This window comes from Rhodanobacter sp. MP7CTX1 (assembly GCF_014205795.1).
In the GTDB taxonomy this organism is placed as follows: Bacteria; Pseudomonadota; Gammaproteobacteria; order Xanthomonadales; family Rhodanobacteraceae; genus Rhodanobacter.
This window is the reverse complement of record NZ_JACHCN010000015.1, coordinates 41,285-64,209: the sequence shown is the minus strand read 5'-3', so window position 1 is coordinate 64,209 and position 22,925 is coordinate 41,285. Positions and strand designations below refer to the sequence as shown.

Annotated in this window: 17 protein-coding genes; 10 read left to right on the top strand and 7 right to left on the bottom strand. The window is 60.4% G+C overall.

Annotated elements, in window-relative coordinates; all coding sequences use genetic code 11:
* The first annotated feature begins 2 nt into the window (after nt 1-2).
* The 4 genes from HDE77_RS16350 to HDE77_RS16335 all read left to right on the top strand — a co-directional run bounded on the left by HDE77_RS16350 (nt 3) and on the right by HDE77_RS16335 (nt 4,539).
* Complete coding sequence (locus HDE77_RS16350; protein ID WP_184418987.1) at nt 3-1,223, top strand: integrase arm-type DNA-binding domain-containing protein; 1,221 nt, start codon at nt 3-5, stop codon at nt 1,221-1,223.
* Nucleotides 1,220-1,735, top strand: coding sequence for a hypothetical protein (locus HDE77_RS16345; RefSeq protein ID WP_184418986.1), 516 nt, complete (start codon nt 1,220-1,222; stop codon nt 1,733-1,735). Before HDE77_RS16350 ends, HDE77_RS16345 begins: the two co-directional genes overlap by 4 nt.
* Nucleotides 1,736-1,846: 111 nt before the next feature.
* Complete coding sequence (locus HDE77_RS16340) at nt 1,847-2,095, top strand: AlpA family phage regulatory protein (RefSeq protein ID WP_184418985.1); 249 nt, start codon at nt 1,847-1,849, stop codon at nt 2,093-2,095.
* Complete coding sequence (locus HDE77_RS16335) at nt 2,092-4,539, top strand: DUF5906 domain-containing protein (protein ID WP_184418984.1); 2,448 nt, start codon at nt 2,092-2,094, stop codon at nt 4,537-4,539. The genes HDE77_RS16340 and HDE77_RS16335 overlap by 4 nt, the downstream gene beginning before the upstream one ends.
* A gap of 49 nt (nt 4,540-4,588) precedes the next feature.
* Here the strand turns inward: HDE77_RS16335 and HDE77_RS16330 are convergent, their stop codons facing one another.
* The gene (locus tag HDE77_RS16330; protein ID WP_184418983.1) at nt 4,589-5,656 is read right to left on the bottom strand and encodes a hypothetical protein; all 1,068 of its coding nucleotides are present in this window, start codon (nt 5,654-5,656) and stop codon (nt 4,589-4,591) included.
* A gap of 173 nt (nt 5,657-5,829) precedes the next feature.
* Nucleotides 5,830-6,285 (bottom strand): hypothetical protein, encoded by a 456-nt coding sequence (locus tag HDE77_RS16325; protein ID WP_184418982.1) that lies wholly within the window; start codon nt 6,283-6,285, stop codon nt 5,830-5,832.
* A gap of 177 nt (nt 6,286-6,462) precedes the next feature.
* Here HDE77_RS16325 and HDE77_RS16320 point away from each other — a divergent pair, with 177 nt between their 5' ends.
* Nucleotides 6,463-6,882 (top strand): helix-turn-helix transcriptional regulator, encoded by a 420-nt coding sequence (locus tag HDE77_RS16320; protein WP_221444321.1) that lies wholly within the window; start codon nt 6,463-6,465, stop codon nt 6,880-6,882.
* 681 nt (nt 6,883-7,563) lie between these two features.
* Here HDE77_RS16320 and HDE77_RS16315 read toward each other — a convergent pair.
* Nucleotides 7,564-9,300: a P-loop NTPase fold protein gene (locus tag HDE77_RS16315; protein ID WP_184418981.1), complete on the bottom strand. Its 1,737-nt coding sequence runs from the start codon at nt 9,298-9,300 to the stop codon at nt 7,564-7,566.
* Between the two features lie 828 nt (nt 9,301-10,128).
* On the opposite strand from HDE77_RS16315, the gene HDE77_RS16310 reads away from it, so the two are divergent.
* From HDE77_RS16310 to HDE77_RS16300, 3 genes are all read left to right on the top strand, one after another.
* Complete coding sequence (locus tag HDE77_RS16310; protein WP_184418980.1) at nt 10,129-10,350, top strand: hypothetical protein; 222 nt, start codon at nt 10,129-10,131, stop codon at nt 10,348-10,350.
* 200 nt (nt 10,351-10,550) lie between these two features.
* Nucleotides 10,551-10,985 (top strand): hypothetical protein, encoded by a 435-nt coding sequence (locus HDE77_RS16305; RefSeq protein ID WP_184418979.1) that lies wholly within the window; start codon nt 10,551-10,553, stop codon nt 10,983-10,985.
* Nucleotides 10,986-11,173: 188 nt separating this feature from the next.
* On the top strand, nt 11,174-11,680 hold the full coding sequence (locus HDE77_RS16300) for a PH domain-containing protein (RefSeq protein ID WP_184418978.1): 507 nt from the start codon (nt 11,174-11,176) through the stop codon (nt 11,678-11,680).
* A 74-nt stretch (nt 11,681-11,754) separates the two neighbouring features.
* On the opposite strand, the gene HDE77_RS16295 is transcribed toward HDE77_RS16300, so the two are convergent.
* The gene (locus tag HDE77_RS16295; RefSeq protein WP_184418977.1) at nt 11,755-12,033 is read right to left on the bottom strand and encodes a hypothetical protein; all 279 of its coding nucleotides are present in this window, start codon (nt 12,031-12,033) and stop codon (nt 11,755-11,757) included.
* 349 nt (nt 12,034-12,382) lie between these two features.
* Between HDE77_RS16295 and pilV the strand changes: the two genes are divergently transcribed.
* Together pilV and HDE77_RS16285 are read left to right on the top strand one after the other, a co-directional pair.
* On the top strand, nt 12,383-12,919 hold the full coding sequence (gene pilV / locus HDE77_RS16290) for a type IV pilus modification protein PilV (protein WP_184418976.1): 537 nt from the start codon (nt 12,383-12,385) through the stop codon (nt 12,917-12,919).
* On the top strand, nt 12,870-13,079 hold the full coding sequence (locus HDE77_RS16285; protein WP_184418975.1) for a prepilin-type N-terminal cleavage/methylation domain-containing protein: 210 nt from the start codon (nt 12,870-12,872) through the stop codon (nt 13,077-13,079). The genes pilV and HDE77_RS16285 overlap by 50 nt, the downstream gene beginning before the upstream one ends.
* Nucleotides 13,080-13,865: 786 nt before the next feature.
* Here the strand turns inward: HDE77_RS16285 and recD are convergent.
* From recD to recC, 3 genes are read right to left on the bottom strand one after another with little or no spacing between them, the layout of a single operon-like run.
* Complete coding sequence (gene recD, locus HDE77_RS16280; RefSeq protein WP_184418974.1) at nt 13,866-15,770, bottom strand: exodeoxyribonuclease V subunit alpha; 1,905 nt, start codon at nt 15,768-15,770, stop codon at nt 13,866-13,868.
* Nucleotides 15,767-19,405, bottom strand: a complete 3,639-nt coding sequence (recB, locus tag HDE77_RS16275; RefSeq protein WP_184418973.1) for an exodeoxyribonuclease V subunit beta — start codon at nt 19,403-19,405, stop codon at nt 15,767-15,769. The genes recD and recB overlap by 4 nt, the downstream gene beginning before the upstream one ends.
* On the bottom strand, nt 19,402-22,878 hold the full coding sequence (gene recC / locus HDE77_RS16270) for an exodeoxyribonuclease V subunit gamma (protein ID WP_184418972.1): 3,477 nt from the start codon (nt 22,876-22,878) through the stop codon (nt 19,402-19,404). The genes recB and recC overlap by 4 nt, the downstream gene beginning before the upstream one ends.
* Nucleotides 22,879-22,925: the final 47 nt, after the last annotated feature.

Genomic DNA, 22,925 nt, shown 5'->3' with positions numbered 1-22,925 from the left:
CCGTGCCACTTACCGACACTGCCATACGAAAAGCCAAGCCCGACACCAGTCCGCGCAGGCTCAGCGACGAACGGGGTCTCTACCTGCTGTTGAACCCAAATGGCTCGCTGTGGTGGCGCTGGGATTACCGCTACGCAGGCAAGCGCAAGACTTTGAGCATGGGCACGTATCCGGATACCGGCCTGCGTGATGCCCGCGACAAGCGCGAGGCTGCCCGTAAACTGCTTGCTGCTGGCGTCGATCCCGGCGAGCAGCGCAAGGCCGTAAAGGCCGCTGGTGAGGAACGCGACGCGAACAGCTTCGCTGTCATTGCCGAGGAGTGGCTCGCACGGCAGGCAGCACGCATGGCGCCGGCTACGCTGGAAAAGGCGCAATGGACGTTTAACGATCTGGTGAATCCATGGATCGGCAACCGCCCCGTGACTGAGATTGACGCGCCGGAGATGTTGAAGCTACTGCGACGTATCGAGGAGCGCGGCGCCCATGAAACCGCGCACCGTACAAAGCAGCGATGCAGTCAGATATTCCGCTACGCGATAGCAACAGGTCGCGCGCAAAACGACCCAACTGCTGCTCTGCGTGGCGCGCTAGCGCCCGTGGTATCCACGTCTCGCGCCGCCATCACTGATCCGCTCAAGATGGGTGAGTTACTGCGAGCCATCGACGGCTATACCGGCAGCTTTGTCGTACGCTGCGCGATGAAGCTATCCCCACTTGTGTTCGTACGCCCGGGCGAATTGCGGCAAGCTGAGTGGACAGAGATTGATCTTGACGGTGCGCGGTGGAACATCCCTGCCGCGAAAATGAAAATGCGTGCAGAGCATCTCGTTCACCTTTCAAGTCAGGCCGTGGCAATCCTGCGCGAGCTGCATCCGCTAACCGGGCGCGGGAAATACGTTTTCCCAGGTGAGCGCAGCGCCAGCCGCCCGTTGTCAGACGGAACAATCAATGCGGCTCTGCGTCGTCTGGGCTTTGACAAGAACACCATGACCGCGCACGGTTTCCGCGCGATGGCATCAACTCGGCTCAATGAAATTGGCTGGGCACCGGACGTCATTGAACGGCAGCTAGCCCACGTCGAGAAGAACAAGGTGCGCGCCGCCTATAACCGTGCGCAGTATCTGGACGAACGTATCCGAATGTTGCAGGCATGGGCGGACTATCTGGACGGCCTTCGCGCTGGCGGCGCGGTGGTGGTCGCTTTCAAGCGATCGCAGGTATGAAGAAGCTTGCTCAAGACTGGGATCCAGATCTGCCAGCTCTCATAACGGAGGCATGTGCGTCTGCCAAAAAAGGCTGCGCATTTTCTGGACACCTGGTAATCGGCACTGCAATCGAGAAGCTAAGTAAAGGTGCGTCGCTGCTGCCCCCACTCGCTGACTATTTGGCAGAGGCTTTGAGGCAGTGCATCGCCGACCCAAAGAACGCAGGAAAGGCACTGGGGCTTGCTGTTTCTATAGGGCGGCCACCACACAGCAAGAACGCGCAGCGTGACTTTGCGATTGCATTCGATGTCTATTTGGCGCGGCTTGCGGGGCAACCCTTGCGAGATAATCGGGCGAATCAGGGGGCATTTGGCTCGGTCGCCACAGAGCACGGTGTTACAGAGGACACAGTAGAGCGCATATGGAAAGCGTCACGCAGAGCGCGAAAGGGTGCGTTCGGTTTGACTGATGACCTTCTGTGTGAACCACCTGAAGTGCCGTCAGAACGAAAGTCAAGGGAGAAAAAATAGAGGTCATTTACCTACGTTTCGACCTGCCTTCGGATAGTCAACTATTGCCCTGCAGTGACTTGCTGCCGCCACGGCCATCCGGCCGCGACAGACAACGGCTTAGGACTAACGATGGAAAACACTATCCGCTTGCTACGGCTCCGCGACGTGCTCGCCCGGACGGGGCTCAGTCGCTCCGGCTTGTACGAAATTGCCTCTAAAGAGGGAGCTTTGCGCCCGGTAAAGCTTGGGCGACGGGCCTCCGCCTGGATTGAACAGGAGGTTACGCAGTTTATCGAGGAGCGCATTCGTAGCTCCCGTGAAAACAAGGCCATCCCCGAATGCGTTGCAAAACGCGATGCGAAGGTGGTGTCGCGATGACATCAGGATCAGGAACCTTCCTCACGGACTTCCTGCCGGCGCAAGGTCCCTACTGGATGATCATGTATCGGTGTGACACCGGTATGGTGCATGAGTCATTCGATAGTCTCAAAAGGATGGCTGCAAGGATCGAGGAGCTAAACGCCTACGGAGTCGAGGTATGGCATGCCGTTGCGTCGTACGCGCATCGCCATGACGCAACGAAGGCAGAGGCAGAGGCAGAGGGTGGGGAACGTTGGGGCAGGAAGCGGGCGAACGTCGCCTATTTGACCGCATTCTTTCTCGACATTGACGTGGACCCGGGCAAGCTTGGAAAGGCCTATCGCACGATTGAAGAGGCTAAGGAAGCACTGGCGCAGTTTGAGAAAGCGTTCGGTGAGCCCTATGGCTACCTCGTACATAGCGGTGGCGGTCTGCATGTCTATTGGTCCTTGAGCGAACATGCGACATGTAGTGAATGGGAGCGCATTGCCTTCAAGTTCAAAGACGCTACCAAAATTGCGGGCTTGTTGGCGGATCCTTCGCGCACGGCAGACCCGACATCTCTGCTTCGACCAGTGGGCACTATCAACAGGAAACTGAAATATGGCGCGAGTGGGCGGCCAGTGGAAGGCATATGGAACGATTTTGGCAGCTTGACCTTGGAGGCCTTCGAGGCAGCTTGTGATCGGGTCCTCGGTGGTGGGCAGGTGATTGACGGCTCAAGGCCCCCGACTACTCCCAGCGTAAGAGGAATTGCTCTTGCGCCTGCACAGCCTCGGCATTGGTTCGACGATCTCACGGCAGACATAAAGCTGCAGGCGCTGCGAACAATGCTGGCAGCGCTGCCAGCCGAATGTGTGACTGATCGTGCGCAATGGATTGCTGTAGGTGGCGCGCTAGCAGGCGTGGAACAAATGCCACGTGATGCGCTTTTCAATCTGTGGGTGCAATGGTCGCAAAGCACTGAAGGTGGCGCGGTGAGTTGGCGCGAGTGCCCTGAAGAGGAGCACCGGCGTCGATGGGATGGGCTCAATAGGTCAGGGGTGGGCGCACTTATCATTCGCGCAAAAGATGCTGGCTGGTCATCCGATTTGCTGCGCAACAGCGCTGATGGTCAAGCTGCATTCCACGCTGTCGTTGATGCGCAGGACGTCAATGGTGAGCGACACACCAAGGCGCAGATGAGGGCCTATCTGGACGAAAATGTCATCTTCGTCAAAGCCGAAAGTCAATATCTTCTGGACGGCCTTCTAGTGTCGAAAGAAGCTCTAGACACATCTCTGGCGCGCCGGATGCCCATTACACGGCCGCAAATAACGGCCAGCGGTCTGTTGAAGGGCGGTGCGGGGTTGATCGTGGATCATATCGGTTACAAGCCCGGCGCAGCGCGCACATATGTGAGCCATGACCGGCGGAAGTTTGCGAACTCATGGCAACCGCATCTCATCGTGCCGACCAAGCCGACGTTGGAAGAGGCGCAGATATTTGCAGCCTTTGTGAAGCATCTTGGCGGGGGCAATGACGAAACTAAAGCGGGCATCAAGAGGATAACCACGAAGCTCGCCTTCCTGTTTGCGAATCCCTCGACAAGGATACGCCACGCCACGTTGCTTATAGGGAAGGCTGAGGGGTGCGGAAAAAGCACAATTACGTGCGCGATTCCCAGAGTGTTGTTCGGGGATGCCAACGTCCGTAGCGTAGAGACACGGGAGCTGAGTTCGGAGTTCAACGGCTACGCACAGGGCGCGCGCATACTCGTATTTCCAGAGCTATGGCTCGGTAGCAGGAAGGACGCTCAGACGCAGGCCAACAATCTGAAGCCACTGATAACAGACGACTACATTCCCGTTGTCAGAAAAGGCAAGGACGGCCGGAACGTCGAGAATTGCACCACGATCTTCGCTAGTAGCAACTATGCAGATGCAGCCGTGTTCAATGGTCGGGATCGGCGCTATGACGTGATCATGACGGACGCTCCGCGGATGCCGACTGAGCTTGCTGAGCATGTGTATGCGCTAATCAACAACAGGCCGGGTGCTTTACTTTGGCTTGTCCTGCGATTTGGAAAGGACGCGGATAGCTTCGATCCCCACGCGGCACCACCGCAGACGGCAGCCAAGCGCGCCATGATGGAAGCCGGACGCGGAGACTGGGCGCAGCTTATGCATGACGAGTCGGGCGCGCGTAATTGGCCCTTCTCCGGCGATGCCGTGGCCGTGTCCGATGTAAAGCTGCTGCTGGGGAGCGAATACCAACCGCAGCCATCCGATAGGGCCATACATCAAGAGCTACTTAGTATGGGCGACGGCGCTTACTGCGTGCTCGCACAGCGACGTCAAAGAGGAATCATCCAACAGAAACGTGTCGTCGTCCTACGCAACATCAATAGCTGGAAGGAGGCCGGACCAACGGCTCTGTATGCCCACTACGATGAGACTGTCGTCAGGAACAGAAGGCTATAGATCGGCGGATTCCGGACGCTGAGCGCACCTGATGAAGGCAACAGGCCGCTCACGGGCTGCCCTGCAGCCGTGCAGTGAGATCGAGCACGCGCGGCTGATTCGGCGCCAGCTTGCGCGCCTTATCCAGCGATTGCATGGCACCGATGCGATCACCGCTCGCCAGTTGCTGTTCGGCCCGATCGAGCCATGCGCTCGTCAGTCGACCACTCGGTGCGCTCTGCGCCGCATCGCCGGGTGCCGGCTCGGATAGGCTTGCGAGCATGTCGTCAGCCTGCTCTAGGTTGCCAACGGTCAACGCCTGATTGAATTTCTGCTCGGCTTGGGTAGGCTGCGACACGGTATCTCGGTTCAAGCTTTGTGTAGTGGAAACGAAAGCAGGATGGTGCTTCAGGTATCCCGTTTTGAACTGGCTGTACGCCGAGTCCATTGAAGCCAGCTCGGCTTCAGACGACGCTTTGTTGTTGCGGTAGGCCGCGTAGACGTATGGGGCTTCCTGCGAGCGCACCTGCTTGTAAAGGGAGTCCAGGGTCGCCTCATCCAGCGGCTTGCTCCCGTTGGTTGCCTCCTGTTGCTTCACCACTTCAGCAAACGTCGGGCGTGCGGGTTCGGCGGGAGCTTGTGCCGATGACTCAACTGCCGGCGTCATGAATTGGCTGCATCCCGCCATGTTGCCGTCGTACCAGACACGCTTGACGATTTGCCGATCGTCTACTTCCATTGTGAGCTTGCAATGCGCAGTCATGCTAGCCGTGCCGCCTCCGCCGTAGGTGGTGGCGGAGAATGGTTGGTCCCCGACAGTGCCGTCCGTAATGGCAATACCGGGCACAGGGATCTCTTGCGTGCTGTGCTCTGCCCAAATGTAAACCCTGTGCTCCGCGATCACCTGCTGAGCAGCGGGGGGACCGAAGTTGTCGATAGCATCGTCAAGTGGTCGACCCTGATACGTGGCGAGATTGTTACTGAGCTGGTCGAAGGTAGGCTGAGGCGCCTGAGGCGCTTGAGGCAGCACGATTTGACCCGTTCTGAGGTAGCGCTGATAGGCGTCTGCGTCTTGGGCCTTTGCATTGCTCATGACTAACAACGCCGTCATGGAGACTGCGTAAATCAATCTGCTCATAAGGCCTCCCCCTCCAATTCAATGGCTCGGCGAGGCAGACGGGTCTTCTGTCCCTGCTCTTCCGGTGTATGGGTTCACGTTCGGCTTACTCGTCCGGTTGTTGTGCTTCGTGTGATCTGGGCCACGCGACACCGAAATTGCCGCTCTGTTGACCGGCACTCGCATTGCGCAGGTCAAAATTGAATTCGGTAGGTGACACCTTTATTGTCCCTGCCTTCACCTTGCCCGGTCCCGGTAAGGTTCACTTGGTAAACGATATCCATCACCGTCCCCTTGTTGCCCACGAGTATCGCAGTTCCGCTCTGATATCCCGGGCGAGAAACTGCATAGCTGGAACTACTCACATAGGTGCTGTAGGGCACGCCAGGATTAGAAATTGACGAACCACCATACGATGAAGTTTGGACGGCATTTTGAATGGATGTAGCTTCGCCGATGAAGGTTTCCCCAGACAGGGTGGGCCCGGCCGTCACCACGCTCTTACCAGCTCTGTCCGTATGGCCAACTGCAGGAACAACTTCCCCAGTCGATAGATTGTAAATACGAGCGTTATATACACGATCTGCTGGCACCGTGGCGCAGCTCGCCAAAAGTGCCCCTGTCATAATCAATGCGATGACCTTATGCATGGCGTCCCTCCCTAGATTGCTAGTGTGTGTAATCCACTAATTACGAAATGCACAACGCCTGAGAGCGTACTCTAGGTCAGAGTTTGAAGCTATATAGCGTCTAGGTGTAGACGATGTAGGCGTACATCCACACCGTATATAGCTTGTGTGTCCACTGTCATATGATTGGTGGGCATCGTGAAGCGGTTGAAACCCAAGGCTCCTAGCAAGACTGCCCAGAAGTCGCACTACCGTGCCGAATACAGGGCGATCCACGAAACATTAAGGGAGATGCGATTGGAAGCAGGTCTACCACAGATCGACCTTGCGGAGCGCCTTGGACGAAGCCAGAACTTCGTCAGTCAAGCCGAACTGGGCTACAAGCGGCTAGACGGTCTTCAACTATGGGACTGGACACATGCTTGCGGTAGGGATATGGAACAGTTCGGAAAGGCCATAGAGGCGGGTATACGCCAAGCACGGAAGACGGTTGCAAACAGTCAAGCAGAGCAGCCAGCAACACGTACGAAGAAACTTGCCAGTAAAACCAAGGAAGGAACAACACGAAGCAAGGTAGCATCGTTGCCGCCCGCAAAGCGCAAGCCTGTACGCGGCTGACATCACAAGTCATCGAGGTTGCGATGACGACCAGAGCTAGTTAGTGCACGGCTTCGAGGGCATGTCATCAATGTCATCACCAGCTTCTAAGTTGGTGGAAAAATAGAGAAGGGGATAGCGCACCGCACCGCGCCAATCCGCATGCGCCACGCCGCTGCCGGAACTTCATTTTTTCCTGATGACTGAGATGACGCGACCGTACCGCGATGAAAAATCCAGCTATAGCGCCATTTTTGGGGTCACCTCTCACGGTTGCGAGCTAGTGGGGGCGTGATGACCACTGGGGAGGGTCCTGCATACCTTGGTCCGTTGGGGGGGGCGACCAGGCAATGGAAACCGCGGAATCAATCCTCCGGCCCGGGTGAAGGCAAGACATTCCCCAGTCGTGATTGCGTATTGCCAGGTAAATGACCAAGCATTGCCATCACAACTGACCACATCCGGCAGATGAGTTGACCAGCGTCGCCAGGCGCGTTGACCATCCAACTGGAGGTCTCTTGTCGACCCATACCCGACATCGGCAGTACGGGTTTGGACGCCCAGAAGCTGACGCTCGTACAGTCGAGTAACGAAGCCGATGTCGCCGCAGGCCTGTGCTCTCGATGAAGGTTGGCTGCCCCTTAGAGATCCGGGGACAAGCCACCCTGGTACCGCTGCATTGCAGTCGACCGCTTTCGATACCTAGGGCTTGGCTTTAGTTCCGCCCTGGGCCAAAAGCGCTGGAACTTTGCTCTCTGCGAACAACGTCTGCAACAACCGTCCGAAACGGTTATTTCTTTCGGCTCTGACGATGCGCCGGCATGCTTCCAAGAAATTCATCCCAGCCTGGCCGAAGTGTTTCTCGTGCATTTCGTGCTGCTCGAGAATGTCCAAACTTTTGAGTACGAAAAGCTTGAAATCACGACCCTTCAACGTGCGCATCGCAGTCTCGAAATCGTTGATCGTAGCCGCTCTCATCGCCGCTTCTTCCCGATGGCCCCATCCGTCGTTCTCAAGAAGGTGCTTGATGGCATCGACGACGGTCGCACTGTGAATTCGAGCATCGCGCGCATCGTCGAACGCTGCCTTAAGTTTTGGGTGTAGCGGCTGATGGAACGGTGATTCCCCGAATTCGGCCTTGTCGGCGATGGTTGCGAAGTGAGCCAACCAACCATCAATCAAAGCTTCTTCAAGTTTGGCACCGCCAGGTAGATCGGCCATTTGTTTTCCGAGCGCCGTGACAGTGTAGGCGTCAAGGTCGCCGACTCTGGCGATGAGCTTGACCGCATCAGCTACGAGATCGTCGTCGCAGTCTGTGACGTCCCAATTGAAACGTTCAAAGAATGCGTGCGCGAGATTTCTAGATTCGGTGCGATTCTCATTGCGTTGGTAGCCTTGGACGATGGCCTCAATCGCCTTTGCGTCGTGCTTTCCGTCGCAAACGAAGGCAACAACCAGTTCTTCAAATTCGTCCGAAGAATTGATCCCTAGCTTTGACAGCAGAACTTTCCATGCGGCCGGCGTTGAGTCCTCGGCTTTGTCTTTTGACGCATCGCCTTCCTGCCCGAGGTAGCGCCTCACAAAGTCGCTAGAACCTCGGTTGTAGCCTGCGACATACTCCAGAGTCGGCCCGTCTTTGATGGCTTTGTTTGCAAGAGCAGAAATGAGCACAATCGATGGAACAGTTCGTGCCTGTATCGCGAGAGGCATGTCCCCAGTCGCACCGAGGAGCCGAACCACAAGACGGTAAGCCTGACGGATGACCCGGATATTGGTGATCCCGCACGCGTCCACCGCAGTCCTGGCCGTCGCGCGGTAAGGGCTATCCAAGTTCGGAACCGCGATGTCAAACGCCTCCCCAGGTGTCGGCGTGAAACGAAGTTCTTCTTCGACTACCTTCTCTCGGAACGTCGCCCAGAGCGCGCTGTCGGTAGGTGCGGAGAACTGATCCGAGTTGAGGATCAAGAGGAATCGCGTACCAAAATTCTGAGAGTATTCGTCGACGAAGCCCAGGACCTCGTCAACTGATAACGAGGCGTGCTTGCGCTCGATGTCATCGATGGCTACGAATCGGTTGCGCAAGGCGACAGGAACTGCTACCAGCGCAAGCTCGTCGAGCGCCGAAAACCCCTCGTGGACCTTCTTCAAGGCGTCGACGCTGACCTTCCAAGTCTTCATCAGACCTTCGGTCAACGAGCTGCTGTCACCGCCTACTGGGAGCGCGCTTTGGACCACCTTGAGCTTGAGCTGATTGATATCTTTCAAGCCAAAGAGGGACACGTAGCGCGCGCCTTCGACAATCGGGTCCTGCGACTCTTTGCGAATCTCGTTCCAGAGGTAGGTTTTGCCGGTGCCCCATGCGCCTGTCAGCGCGATGACTTTTAGGTCGGCGTTGTCGATGAGCGAGATCAACTGCGTTTTAGATTGTTCGATCGTCATTTGCTTTATTCGGTGCTGAATCCAGCAGGCGGTCCCGCCAGTACGACGTTTGGGTTGCATCACTGGCGCACTCGACCAGCCAGTTCCTGTGAAGATTTTTCGCGATTCGAAGAGAACGCGTTGTCATTTCTCAATTCTGCACCAGAATCGGGCCATCGCGAGTTTATGGGCCGCTCCGAAGCTGCCGTTCTCGACCGGCAGAAAATGGCCGGTCCCCGCCATTTGCGAGCCTGGCAAGTTCGCCTGGTGATGTGGTCGTCACGTTCGATGCCTGCAATGTGCAGCTTGTTGGCAACAGTGGGCTGTTTGGTTGCCGGCCGTGGTCAGTTTTGCTGGCGAAGCTTGTCAACTGGTGTGGCGAAGGTGGGCAGGTGGCTGGCGTTTTGCACGTGATGCATGAAATGGTGTGCGCCGACCATGTTTGGGCAATGGCAACGACACTGCGCGGACAGCGGCAAAGTTGGTGCTGGATGGCGATTGAAGGCTAGCCAGCATGCCGCGACAGTAACTTTGACAGTAACTATTAGGATGCGCTGAAGGGAAACCGCTTGGTACATGGTCGCGCATGGCGTGATTGGATGCCTATTTCCGCACCAAGATTTCAAAGGCCTGCGCAAGCAGGCCTTTGTTTTTTTGGGGGTTTGAAGTCGTTCAGCGCTCCTCTATGAACGATCCGCGTCGAGCGTCCATAGCTCGGCCGCGCGCGGCAGTACGGGATAGCCGCCTTCAGTTGGCAAGCCTTTTGCTTCTTCATTCAGGCGTAAGCCGAAAATCTGCGGCCGACGCAAACCATTGGTTTAGCTGGAACACACCGCTAGAGCGTGAGACATGGACAAGGCCACCTATCGGCGCTTTCAGGGCAAGCGCTACAGTTATGAGATCAAATATGACCATGCTGGGTACGAAGTGAGCAGGAACGGCGAAATCAAAAGGATTGGTCTGGTGCCCAGGGCTTTTGACCGACCATTGCTGACTCATGCCGAAGCGATGGATCGTGGTCTGTTCTTTGCGGAGATTGATATTGAGGGACTGATTGGAATGGACGAGTAAGTCCATCGTCCTTGGTGCGTGGGTGCGGCCTGAGTTCCGGTGGGCATCGAGCGCCGTCGATGCGGCGCGATCCATGCCTGACATCAGGGCCTGCCGGCGTTGAATGCAGGCGACCGGTTGATGGGCGTCGTAACCTGTCGAACCATGCCACCCTGACGTATGCCGTGCCAGATTGAGAGCGTTAGATCGAGGAAGTATCCATGGCCAAGACGCTCGCAGAACTCCAGCAAATGCTTGATGCGTTGGACGCCGCCATGCCTGGGTTTCTGCAGCAACACTCTCTCGAAGAAGATTTCTGGGCAGCTTTTTCCGGCGTGGTCGACGAAATCGACGGCGCCACAGCTCCGGACGACTTCGGTTGGGTGCTGATCCAGGTCGACATCATTCTGAAGAGGTACGGCATTCTGAAGAGGTCTGGAGATTCAGCCGTAGCCGACGCCACGAAGCTTGATCCGCAGGACCTGGAGGGCCTCGCATGGGTCGCAGAAGGGATGGCTTCGCTGGTGCCCGAAGCGACTGCAGGCCACTTGATCATGGCGGGGCTCGTGCGGCAAACAGATTCGACTATCGAAGGTCACCTGGCCCTCGAGCTGACCTCCGCGGGGCTTGCCTTGATTCGGTCCAGCGATCAGTGAGTTCGACGCCCTGTCAGCCGGGCTGGTTTGTCAGGCCCGGCAGGGAAGTCGGCGCCATGAATTTCCTGGTCGCAACTCAGATGCGTACGGCGTCGTCTTCTGGACAATCGACGACAGCCAACAAGGTGGGCACGTAGTTGGGTACTCTTGCCCATGGTCCAACCAGGGGTACAGCGATGGAATATGGAATGAAGGCATGCCCGGCATGTGCTGAGCCGATCCAGGCCGCCGCTCACAAATGTCGTTTCTGCGGAACCGATCTGGATGCCTATGTCGCGACCAGAGACGCCGCGGTCGAGCAGACGCTCTTTTCCGGTCATCCCAAAGTGATCTACTCCTTTGGCCAGTACGTCCTCGTGGTCATCACGCTGGGCATAGCGCTGCTGATCTACTGGCTGCGCAGTCGCTCGACCAGGTTCACGATCACCACACAGCGCGTGCGGGTCGAGCGTGGAATCCTGTCAAAGGTGCAGGACAACCTTGAGCTGTTCCGTGTGGATCACTTCGACCTGTTGAAGCCTCTTGGCATGCGGATGCTTGACCAGTGCATGGTTCATCTGCGCTCGTCCGATCAGGAGATGGCATCGGTCTACCTCTATGGCATACCCGGCTTGGAGGCCTTGGCGGATCAGCTGCGTGAATGCTCCCTGCGTGAACGTACGCGACGTCGCGTGATGCCCATCGAACGTATGTAGGAGCGACTGGAGTCTGGCCGGCGCGCGGCCAAACGCTGCGAGCGCTGGCCCGATGACGTCGCCAGTGAGCTGGTTCACACCCGCTCCTCGAACCACACCAGGTCGTCGACATGGTGCATCCGGTAGGGCAGGGCATCACTGCGCAGTTCGATGTAGCGGACGGCTTCGGCAATGGCCGCCGGCGATTCGCATTCCGGTGCGCCGGAGTCGATCAGGGGGCAGCTGAGGTCGAACACCGGACGTCCCGTGCCGGCGGAGACGTTGCGACAGAACATTTCGATCTCCGAGCGAGCGAAACGATCGGCGATCTGCACGGCAAGGTCGCGTATGTTGGCCATCGGACGGTCGTTCATGAAAGCACCTTGCCCTTCGGCGCTGAGCGCGCCCTGGTGCATGCCTTGATGTCGACAATCGCGTCCGATCCAGCCGTCGAGGCTGCATCGCTTTGCTGGACTATTTGCTTGCTACTCATACGCTCGCCCTCCTTGGTGAGAGTGTCGCAGTTTCTTACGAATCGGGCATATTGGGAAGAGCTCATTATCGAAAACAGCGCAAAGACCCCTCCCACCGCCGCGGCGAGCAGCCCTGACACGTGACGACGGTCAACTTTCATCAGCGGGCGACGGGCGCTTGTCGGGTTGGCACTAGTTGCGGCAGGGCGAATGAGTACAGTGGCATGCAAGGGGCATAGGGGAGAATTCCATGCAGGTCATGTCGCGTCAGCGAGGCGTCTCGTTGATCGAGGTGTTGGTAGCGATCGTCATCTTCAGCGTCGGCGTGCTGGGTATCGCGCTGATGCAGATCAAGGGCGCGCAATTTGCCAAGCAATCTGGCATCCGCACGGTAGGTGTGCTGCAGGCGCGGTCGCTTGCCGAAGCCATGCGCGCCAATCCCGCCGGGGTATACGGCGTGCTGAATGTGGATGCCATTCCCAGCGTGAATAACAGCGTTGCGGGCAGTTATTACCTCTACGACGGTGTCGATGTGCCCAGCTGCACGGCGAACGCCGCCTGCACGCAGGCCACAGCGGACTTGAAGGCGTGGCTGGCGCAACTTCAGAACGGCACTGTGGCGCCGAACGGCACGGCCGTTCTTGCGACGGTAGCAGCAAGTACCACCAAGGCCGGGACACTGACCGTGACGGTCAGCTGGAACGGCATGATTCCCAACTCGGCTGGAGTCACCACGAATGACACGTACCAGTTCGACTTCCAGCCTTCGCCGCCGCCTCAGTCCTGACCGGCACCATGGCCCGGCTCTGAGATCGCTGCGTGGGTCGCGGCGGTCGGGCGGTTTTTCGCTGATCGAGCTGATGATTGCGGTGATACTCGGGCTGCTCGTGGTCGCCGGGCTGATCAACCTGTTCGTTGCCAATCGCAAGTCCTACCAGGTGCACTAGGGCAACAACTTCCTGCAGGAGGATCTGCGCATTGCCTCGGATCGCTTGAGCTGGTCGTTGCGCATGGCTGATTTCTGGGGTGGCGGCGACAATGTGGGTAGCAACGTCGTGATTGGGGCGGCAGCACCAGGTGTTGTGACCGCCAAAGGCAACTGCAATGGGGCCTGGGCCACGGCGGTCAATTCAACCGCGACGGGTGGTGGAGGCACATTTGGCTCTCGGTGCTGGCTTATCCCAGCATGCGCGACTTCATGCGCCGCAACCGTGCCGTGGAACAGTCCAACGGCATGCAGTCGAATCTCCAGTACGCCCGGGGGCAGGCCGCCGCGACGCGCAGTTACGTGTCGATCTGCCCGATGGTCGCCGGTGGCGCACAGACGTGTGATGTCGGCGCCACCTACGACAATGGTTGGTTGATCTACACAGCCTCGGCGCCCAATACCGCTTACGATGCGTCAGTTGCAGGAAGTCTGCAGCTTGCTGTAGCCGCGCCGACAAATACATCGATCATTGCCAATACGGCTGGTGTGCTTACTTACAATGCGCTCGGCGAATTGCTGACACCCGGCGAGTCCCAGCCGGGCACCAACGTCACTTTTCGATACCTGCGCCGAAGACACCAGCGGCAGCCCGATCAATACCGCGGCGGTTCCGGGTATTCAGCTAGCGGCTTCGAACAACGGTCGTATCGCCTCGAGTCAATTGGTGGCCGGTACTACCTGCACGCCACTGTGATTCAGGGGCGGCGGGGCCAACGGAGTAACGGCCCCTTTCCGATGGCGGTTCTCAGGCACGCTCCTGCAGATCGCCCTGCAACCGATCGCGCAAGCCACCCTGACGCCGAATCGGTCGGCCAAGCGCTGCGCGCAGCGAGGCATCGGTGGCCCAGATTTCAGCGTGGCTTCTTGCACGTGAGATGGCGGTGTAGACCAGCTCGCGGGTGAGTACGCGGTTGTCTTCGTTGGGCGGCAGTACGACGGCCACATCGTTGTACTCCGAGCCCTGACTGCGATGGATGGTGATGGCCCAGGCGCTTTCGTGGGCGGGCAGGGCGCGCGGAGAGAAACTGCGCAGGCCGGCGTGGCCTTCGCGATCGCTCACCTCAAACCACACGCGCAATCCTTCGGCACCCTCCAGTGCGATGCCGACGTCGCCGTTGAACAGACCGCGGGCGTAGTCGTTGCGGGTGATGATCACGGGGCGTCCGTGGTACCAGGCGTGGCTGGTGTCGACCGCGAAGCGCGCGCCGAGGCGACGTGCGATCAACGTGTTGATGCCTTGCGCGCCGAATGGGCCGTCGCGTAGCGCGCACAGTATCTGTAACTGACGCAAGCGATGCAGCGCTTCGCCGGCGTCGATGGCTGGCACCAACAACGTCTGTAGAAGTTCGCTGTGGCGATCGAGCCATGTGTCCACGCGTGCGCGCAGGTCGTTGCTGTCGGCGCAGCGGCGCAGGTGCAGGTCGCCGTCAGAGCGCTGGGCCAATAGTGAATCCAGCCAGGCCGGGTCGGGCGTGCCACGCAAGGCTTCGATGCCGCGTTGCAGCCCGCTGCCCGCACGCCAGCTGTGAGTGAGCGTCAGCACATTACCGGCCAGTGGACTGCTGTGCGCGGGCATGTTTTCCAGGCTTGTGTCGGGTACGTCCTGCAGCAGCGGTGCGAGCATGCGGGTCATGCTCGCCGGCAGCTGGTTCGGCGGTGTGCTGGCGACGATGTCCGATAGCACTGAGCCGGCATCGACCGATGCGAGCTGGCCTGGATCGCCCAGCAGGATCAGCACGGCGTCGGGGCGCAACGAATCCAGCAACTGGCGCATCATGCCCAGATCCACCATCGATGCCTCGTCGACCACGATGATGTCTTCGGCCAGCGGATTGTTGGGGCCGCGGCTGAAGCTGTTGTCCCGGGGCTGATAGCCGAGCAGGCGATGCAGCGTGCGTGCGTCGGCGTGCGGGATGTGTGGCAGCAGGTCTTGCAGGTTTTGCTGCGTATCTGAGCTGTCGCGACTGAAGTCGCTCCCACAGGATGATAGGGAGGTTTGCAGTTCGGCTTTGCCCCTGGCGATGGCTTGCACCAGTCGTTGCGCCGCTTTGCCGGTGGGTGCGGCCAGTGCGATCGACGGCAGTGTTGGCAGGCCACACGCATGGGCGTGATGTAACAGCATCAGCAGCATGCGTACAACGGTGGTGGTCTTGCCGGTGCCGGGGCCGCCGGTCAGTACAAAGAAGCGCGCGCCGGGGGCCGCAGCCACCGCCGCGCGTTGCCAGTCGGTTGAGCCGGATGGCATCGTGCTGAACAGTGCGGCGAGGTCATCGGCCAGGATGTCGGCGGGAATCGGCAACGAACGATTCGCGCAACGCCGCAGGATTGCGGCAGCCAGTTTCGATTCGTGCTGCCAGTTGCGCCACAGGTAGAAACGATTCTGCGCATCCAGTACGAACGGCGTGAACTGCTGGCCGTCGCCGACCCAGGCGTGCTGGCGCAGCGTCGTCAGCGCTTCGGCGTCGAAGCCGGCGTCGGTGAATGGATCAGTCAGTTGGGCGCAGGAGTGTCCGAGACTTTCGGCGGTGCTGGCGGCGCGCACGGCGCTGGCGAGCAGGGGCGAGCCGGTGCGCTTGAGCACCCACTGCGCGAGCATCTGGTCGATCGCGCGCTCATCGGTCTCCAACATCGGGTTGAGTGAACCGTTCATGCGGCAGCCTCCTGCACGCCGGCGAATGCATCGTCGAGCGCTTCAATCAGCGCTGCTGGCCAGCGCTGGCGCCAAACGCCAAGGCTAGCTTGAGCATCTGGCTGCAATCCCAGTGCACGCACAAACAAGTACCAGCTGTCGCCAAGCTGACGTTCAGCCGTATAGCCGTCCAGTCTCTGCCGCAGGTAGCGGTGCAGTGCCACGGTGTAGAGCAGGGCCTGCAGTGGGTAGTAATGCTCGGCCATCGCCGCGTTCAGCGAGGCACCGTGGTAATCGTGCAGGTGCGCGCCGAGCCAGTTGGTCTTGTAGTCGAGCACGTGGAAGCGGCCGTTCCATTCGAGGATAAGATCGGCAAAACCGGTCAGCATGCCGTTGAGGGTGGTCGCGTCGAGGCTGCTCGGCACCACGTCGGGGTGGCCGTGCGCGATACATAGTTTGCGCAGCCGCGCCAGCGGAACCTGTTGCACCGGGAACTGGAATTCAAACTCGACGATGCGCCGCTCGGGCGGCACGTCGATCAACCGCAGACCGTCTCCCAGATCGGCGTGGCGGATACGGTCGATCAACCGGCCGACGCGTTCCAGCGCCTCGTCCGCGGGCAGGTTGTTCGCCTTGATGGCCTGGGCGGTGAGTTGGGTGTTCAACAGTTGACGCTGCTCGGGCCACACCTGACCAGGGCCGGCCAATTCGAGTACGTGATGTACGGCGTCGCCGAAGCGCGGACCCCGCAAGGGATACAGCGCGAGCAGCCGGCTGTCCTCAATGACTTCGATGGATGCCGCTGCGATGCTGAGGTCTTCGTCCGCATCGGACGAGTCAGCGCCGGCTTCATCGGCGGCACCGCTGTCATCGATCACCACGGCAGCTGCCGCATAGCGGGTCAGGCCGCTGAAACTATGCAGCCACTGGAATGCTCGCGAGTGTGGCAACGGTGTCTGCGTGGCACGGGGAGCCGGTGTTTCCGCGGGGGCCTGATAACGCGTGGTCACATCAGCGAATGGTGCGCCCAGCCGCATGCCGCCAAGGATCTCGCACAGCTGGTCAAGTGAGGCTTCGTCCTCGCTCAGGCCCAGTCGATGCTGCGCCTGCTGGATCAGCGAGTCGATCGCGGCGATTTTCCAGGCTTCGTTATCGTCGCTGGGTTGCTTGCCGCGATCGACCCAGTACACATGCAGCGCATGAACCGCGCGGGTCAGTGCGACGTAGAGCAGGCGCAAGCGCTCTTCGAGTTCTTCGCGAAAATGGCGGCCGCGATGCTCGATAAAATCCGCCGAACCCAGATCCATACAACGTTGACCGGCATCGTCGTGAAAGCTCAATACGCTGGGCGGCCGCCTGCCGCGATCACTGATACGCCAGGCCAGCGGCAGAAACACGATCGGAAACTCCAGTCCCTTGCTGGCGTGGATGGTGAGCAGCTGCACCCTCTTTGCATCGCTTTCGATGCGCAGCTGCCGCTCGTCGGCCGCATCGGCATCGCCGTCGCCACCTTCCTGACGCATCTCGACGAGCCATGCGTACAGTCCATCCAGTCCCTGCCGCGCACTTTCTTCCGCAGCCAGCAGTTCGCCCAGATGACGCAGATCGGTGAGCACGCGCTCGCCCTCCGGCAGCGCCAGCAACGCGGTGGCACGGTCGGCCAGCAGTGCTTCGATCAGTGCCAGCACGCCGCGTGTGCGGATCAGTGCCCGCCACGCCTCGAAACGCTCCAGCTCGCGCTCGAACGCGGCCGGATCGATTTCCCACGCGGTGAATTGATCGAGGTCGATGCCGAGTAGCTGGGTGGCCAGCGCACCACGCACGGCTTGATCGTCGTCCGGATGCAGCGCAGCGTAGAGGATCAGCTCCAGCTCGCGAGCCACCTCGCCAGCAAAGATGTTGCCGCGCCCGCTGCCGACACAGGGCACCCTTCGATGAATCAGCCGCGTGCGCAGCGCGACGATCTGCCTGTTGGACGACAACAGCACGGCAATATCGCCCGGCGTGACACGCTGGCCACCGATCTGCTGTTGCGGGTCGTTGAGCAACTCGGCGATGCGGTTCGCGCAGTCGTCCAGTGCCATCGATTCCAGCGCGCCGAGCGCCGCCAAAGGTGCATTCTTTTTGTCCACGGCATTGCCGCGGAACGGATGGATCACCAGCGGTTGCGCGACTGCTTCGCCGTTGACCGTGTACGGTTTGCTGTCCACCTTGCCGGCCGGGGTGACCGGCTGATAGCGGATCTGCGGATGGCCAAAGCCGCCTTCGGTATGGCCGTACCACGCGTTCAGCGCTTCGACCAGCGCGCGGCTGGAGCGGTGGTTGGTGGCCAGCGAATAGCGTTGGCTCGCCTGCGTGCTGGCGCGCAGGTAGGCGGCGATGTCGCCGCCGCGGAAACTGTAGATGGCCTGCTTGGGGTCGCCGATCATCACCAGGGCGCCTCGCTCACGATAGATCCGGTCGAAGATTGCGAACTGGCGTTGGTCGGTGTCCTGGAACTCGTCGATCAGGGCGACCGGAAACGCTTCGTACAGGCGATCGGCAAGCACGCCGTCAGCCTGTTCGCCGCACAGCCGCTGAGAGACCGCGTCGATCAGCATCGAGAACGTCTGCACATGGCGCTGACGGGCGCGACGCGGCATGTCCTCGCGGCAGGCTTGCGCTGCCTCGGCCAGCACCGCACCACGTGTGAAGATGGTGCGTAGCTGCAGTAGTGGGCGCAGTGTCTGCAATGCCTGGATCAGTGGATGAGCGGCAAGGACGCCGGCACTATCCATGGCTTCCTGTGTGATCAGTTGTTCTGGCTCAAACGTGTCATCGAGCGATTTTTGAAGTTGTGCCTCGTCGTAGTTCCACAAGGCAGGGACGATCTTGGTTAGCCGGCTGCGCAATGCCGAGTTGGCCCTTCGGTAAAGTGCTTTTTCGTCAGCTAACCTCTGCAATTCAGAGATGGCTTCGGGTAAGCGCAAGGCGGCGATCTGTCGTTCGAGATCAGCCAGTCCACCAGCCTCGATCCGTGCGTCGGTGTTGTTCGACAGGCCGCCCAAATCGCGCAGTAGCCCCTCAGGCCCATCCTTCAGAAGCAGCTCGGCCTCACGCGGATCGACGGTGCCATTCAAGTAGCGACGTCGCCAGAAGTCCTCCACGCATTCGCGTTGCAGCTGTTGTTCGTCGAACAGCTTGTCGTTGGCAAACGCGGCGCCGCTTTCCAGCGGGTAATCACGCTGGATGCGCTGGCACAGTGCGTGGATGGTCGAGACCGGCGCGTGATCGAGATCGGTGCGGGCGAGCTGGATCTTGCGTAGCACACGCTGGCGACTGTCTTCGTCGGGGCACAACGACGACAGATAGCTTGGCAGCGAATCGTCGTCCTCGGCCGCCTCGGGTGCTATGGAGTCAAGCAGGCGTTCGGCTTCGATCAAACGCCGTCGCAGGCGCTCGCGCAGCTCCTGCGCAGCGGCATCGGTGAACGTGGTGACCAGAATCTGCTCTACGCGCAGCTCGCGTTCCAGCAGCAGGCGCAGATAGATCAGGCCGATGTTCCAGGTCTTGCCGGTGCCGGCGCTCGCTTCGATCAGGATCCGGCCCTGCAAGGGCATCCGGCGCCAGTCGAGCGCGGGCAGGGCGGCTGGCGCGACGGCATCGACGGCGCTCATGATTTTTCTCCGTCGACGGCAACAGGTTCGGACGCCGGTGTTTTCAGCAGCATCGTTTGCAGCGGATCAAGCACCTCGCAGACCAGCTCAGTAGCGGCGACGAACGCCTGATACGCGGAACTACGCTCTTCGAACAGCTCCAATCCGCGACTCAATAGCGCGGCATAGCCGGGAGCGTAATCGCGTTCGCCGGTGCGTCTGAAATCGTCACCCTCCCATGCGTCGGAGGCCTTGGCGAGACGATCTTCCGGCGCACTTTTCGCATAGGCCAGCGCACTCTGCGCAAAGAACAGCAGCGGCTGATGTTCGGCCGCGATGTAGGCTTCGACCAAACGGCGCAATCCGCGACGCAGTTGATCCGTGTCCTGCGCATGCACGGGGTCGAGCATCGCCGGAGTGCCCCTTTTATTGGATGCAGCCTCCAGATACGTGCCCTGCACACCCTCGGCGTAGGTCAGTCGCAGGGCAGCCCAATCGATATAGAAGGCCAGAATCTCCCTGAGACCGGCAGCACCGGACGGCTTGGCATCGAACAGCAGCAAGCCACCTTCGGCGGCGTGAAATACGCGATCGACCACACCGGTCAGGCGCAGGCCATCGTGGAGATCGAGGTCGATCGCCTGAGCCTCGGCTTGTGCCCGGCCATCGACAAACAGACCTTGCGCGTTCTGGAGCAGGCTTTGCAGCGAATCTCGCAACCCGGCATACGCCGCGACGCCGATCGCGCCCCCGGCCAACATGCCGGAACGCGCCAGCCATGCCGGTGGTTCGGTGGGCAGGCTGTCGTTGCCCGCGGCAAGTGCATCGAACAGCAGTCGATGTTCGATACGTTCCCGACGGTCGAACTGGGTTTCAAGTGGTTCGCGATCGGGCCAGCCGGTACTGTCGAGCGCTTGCAGGCTGATGCCGTGGCCGCGCAGCAATGCGTCCCTGGCCGGGTCGCGCCAGAAGCGTTTGAGCGCGCCCAGCGCGATCTCGCTGCCGGCGGCGGTCGTCTTCGCCGCACCAGCCGGCGAGTTGAGGAAGCGTTGGACGTCGCTGGCCGATGGCTTGGCGAGGAATGCCGGATCGTAGGAAAACAATCGCGTGTCGTGTCGTGGTTGACCATCGGCGTCGCGCTCGTAATAGCGTGCGTCGAACGGTTGCAGCGGATGATGGATGCGCCAGGGTCGATCCGCTTTTTCATCGTCCGCGAGGTCGTGCTGTTCATCGAGAAACTGCAGCAGTTCAGCAAGTGGTGCAGCGGGGTTGCGCGGTTTGCCGTCGCGCACGCCTTCGCCGACGAAGCTGATGTGCAGCACATCGCGGGCGGACATCATGGCTTCGAGAAACAGGTAGCGATCTTCGCTGCGGGTATCGCGGTCGCCGTGGCGCGGCTGGCTGAGAATTTTATTGAGGCCGGCGTCACCATTCGGGCGGGGAAATTCACCCTCGTTCATACCAAGCAGGCAGACCACTCGGAAGGGGATCGAGCGTTGCGGCACCAGCCCGCAGAACGTCACCCCACCGAGCAGGAACGGTTGGCGCTCCGGCACGCCATCGAGCGCGCCACGCAGAGCTTCGCGCACGACGCTCCACGATAACGCGGTGCCAATGCCGACCTCGGCGGCCTGGGTGCCGAGGCTGGCGGCCAGGCGTCGCAGGCTGTCGAGTGCGCCGTTCTCTGTGTCGTCGCGCAGATCGGCGAGAAACAGCGAGTCGATCAGATCCAGCAACCACTGGCTCCACGCGGCGAGCGGGCGTGGGATGACAAAGGCGTCGCGTGCCCCGCGCAATTCACCCAGGAGGCGATCGAACTGTCCGAGCGCCTCGACCGCCGTGCCGGATACGCCATCCAGTGGCAGGATGCTGTCCACCAGGTGGCCGTCGAGTGATTCACCGCCGTTGTCCTGACCCGTGATCAGCCCGGCATAGATGCGGTCGAAGCCGAACTGCCACGAATTTGCGTCGATCGGCGCCGCGCCGACTTCCGCCTTCATCTCGGCATCCAGACCCCATGCCACGCGGGCGCGACGTAGCCAGCGCTCCAGCGCATCGCGCCCGCTGCGGTCGATCGCAAAGCGTCGCGCAACGGCGGGCACGTCGAGAAAATCCAGTACCTCGCTGACCGTGAAGCGGCTTTCGGCCAGATCCAGCACTTGCGCGAATGCGCTCATCAATGGGTGCGCACGCGCCAGCCCGACATCGGAGAGGTGCCAGGGAAGGTGTAGCGGATCGACGCGGTATTGCGCCGGTTCGCCGAATACTGCTGGCAGGTAGGGTGCATATGCGCCGATGTCCGGCGCCATCACCACGATGTCCCGGTGTTGCAGCGTGGGGTCCTCGGCGAGGCAACGCAGCAACGCGTTCTTCAGTACTTCCAGTTCACGCAGGCGGGTGTGGCAGATGTGCACGCGCAGGCTGGAATCACCACGTAGCGCGGGCAGCACTTCGCTCAATATCGCACCGGCGTCAACTTGCTCGCGGACTGTTGCGCCGACCACCTCCGGTTGCAAGCAGCGGATGCTGGATTGCAGTTGCGCCAGCAGCGACGTTTCGCGGACGAGTGGTTCGGCTTCATCGAGCGGGTCACGTTCCTCGATGGCGTCGCACTCATCCAGCGTGATGCAGAAATCCTGTGCGATGCGACCCAGCGCCACCAGCAACGGATGGCCAATCTCGTAATACAACGCTTCCGGATCGCCTTTCTGCGCCAGCTGAAAGCGCCGGCTGCGCAGATCCGACCAGTATTCGCGGCATGGATCAGGGAAATACAGGTGTACCTGTGTACGCAGCGCATGGACCTGCAGTGCGGCCAGTACATCAGGCGGCAAATGACTGACGCCGAATACATGCAATGGCGGGTGTGCGTATTCGGCGCCCGTGTGACTGCTTTCTGCATGCAGCGCATCGAGCAGCGCGACACTGCGCTGGGCACGGTGTGGGCGGCCGATCGAGGCCTGCACCTGCCGCCACAGCGCCGCCTGCCAGTCGCTTCTGGCCTTGCCGGGGTGCTGTTCCCAATCGAGCACCCAGTCCGGCCGGTAGATCAGGTATTGCGTGTACAAACCGGCCAGATGCTCGGCCAGCTGAAAGCTGCGCCGCGCGGCATCATCGCCAGCCAGGTAGGCGGTGACCTCGGGCGAAGCGAGCGTCGGGAGCGCCATGAGCAGGCGCCAGCGCAATACTTCATGCCGATAGGCGCCGCCGATCAGCGCCTCATCACCCAGCACCCGGCGGGCGGTGCGTTCGTACCACTGCCATGGCAGGATCATCTCGATGTTGGCGGCGATGCCGTGACCGCCATGGGGGTTGGGTCGGTGGGCGAAGCGGCCCAGCAGCCAGCGCTGCAACCCCGGATGCGCCACCACCACGGTCTGCGCTTCCAGCGGATTGGCTGGCCGCTGCGCTTCCAGCTGCTGCGCCAGCGTATCGGCCAGCCACTCGGTGTGGCTGCCGCGATGGACGATCAGTCCGCCTTGGTGTTCCTTCATCAATTCCAGCCTGAATAGGTCGATGACACGATGGGTACAGCATACCG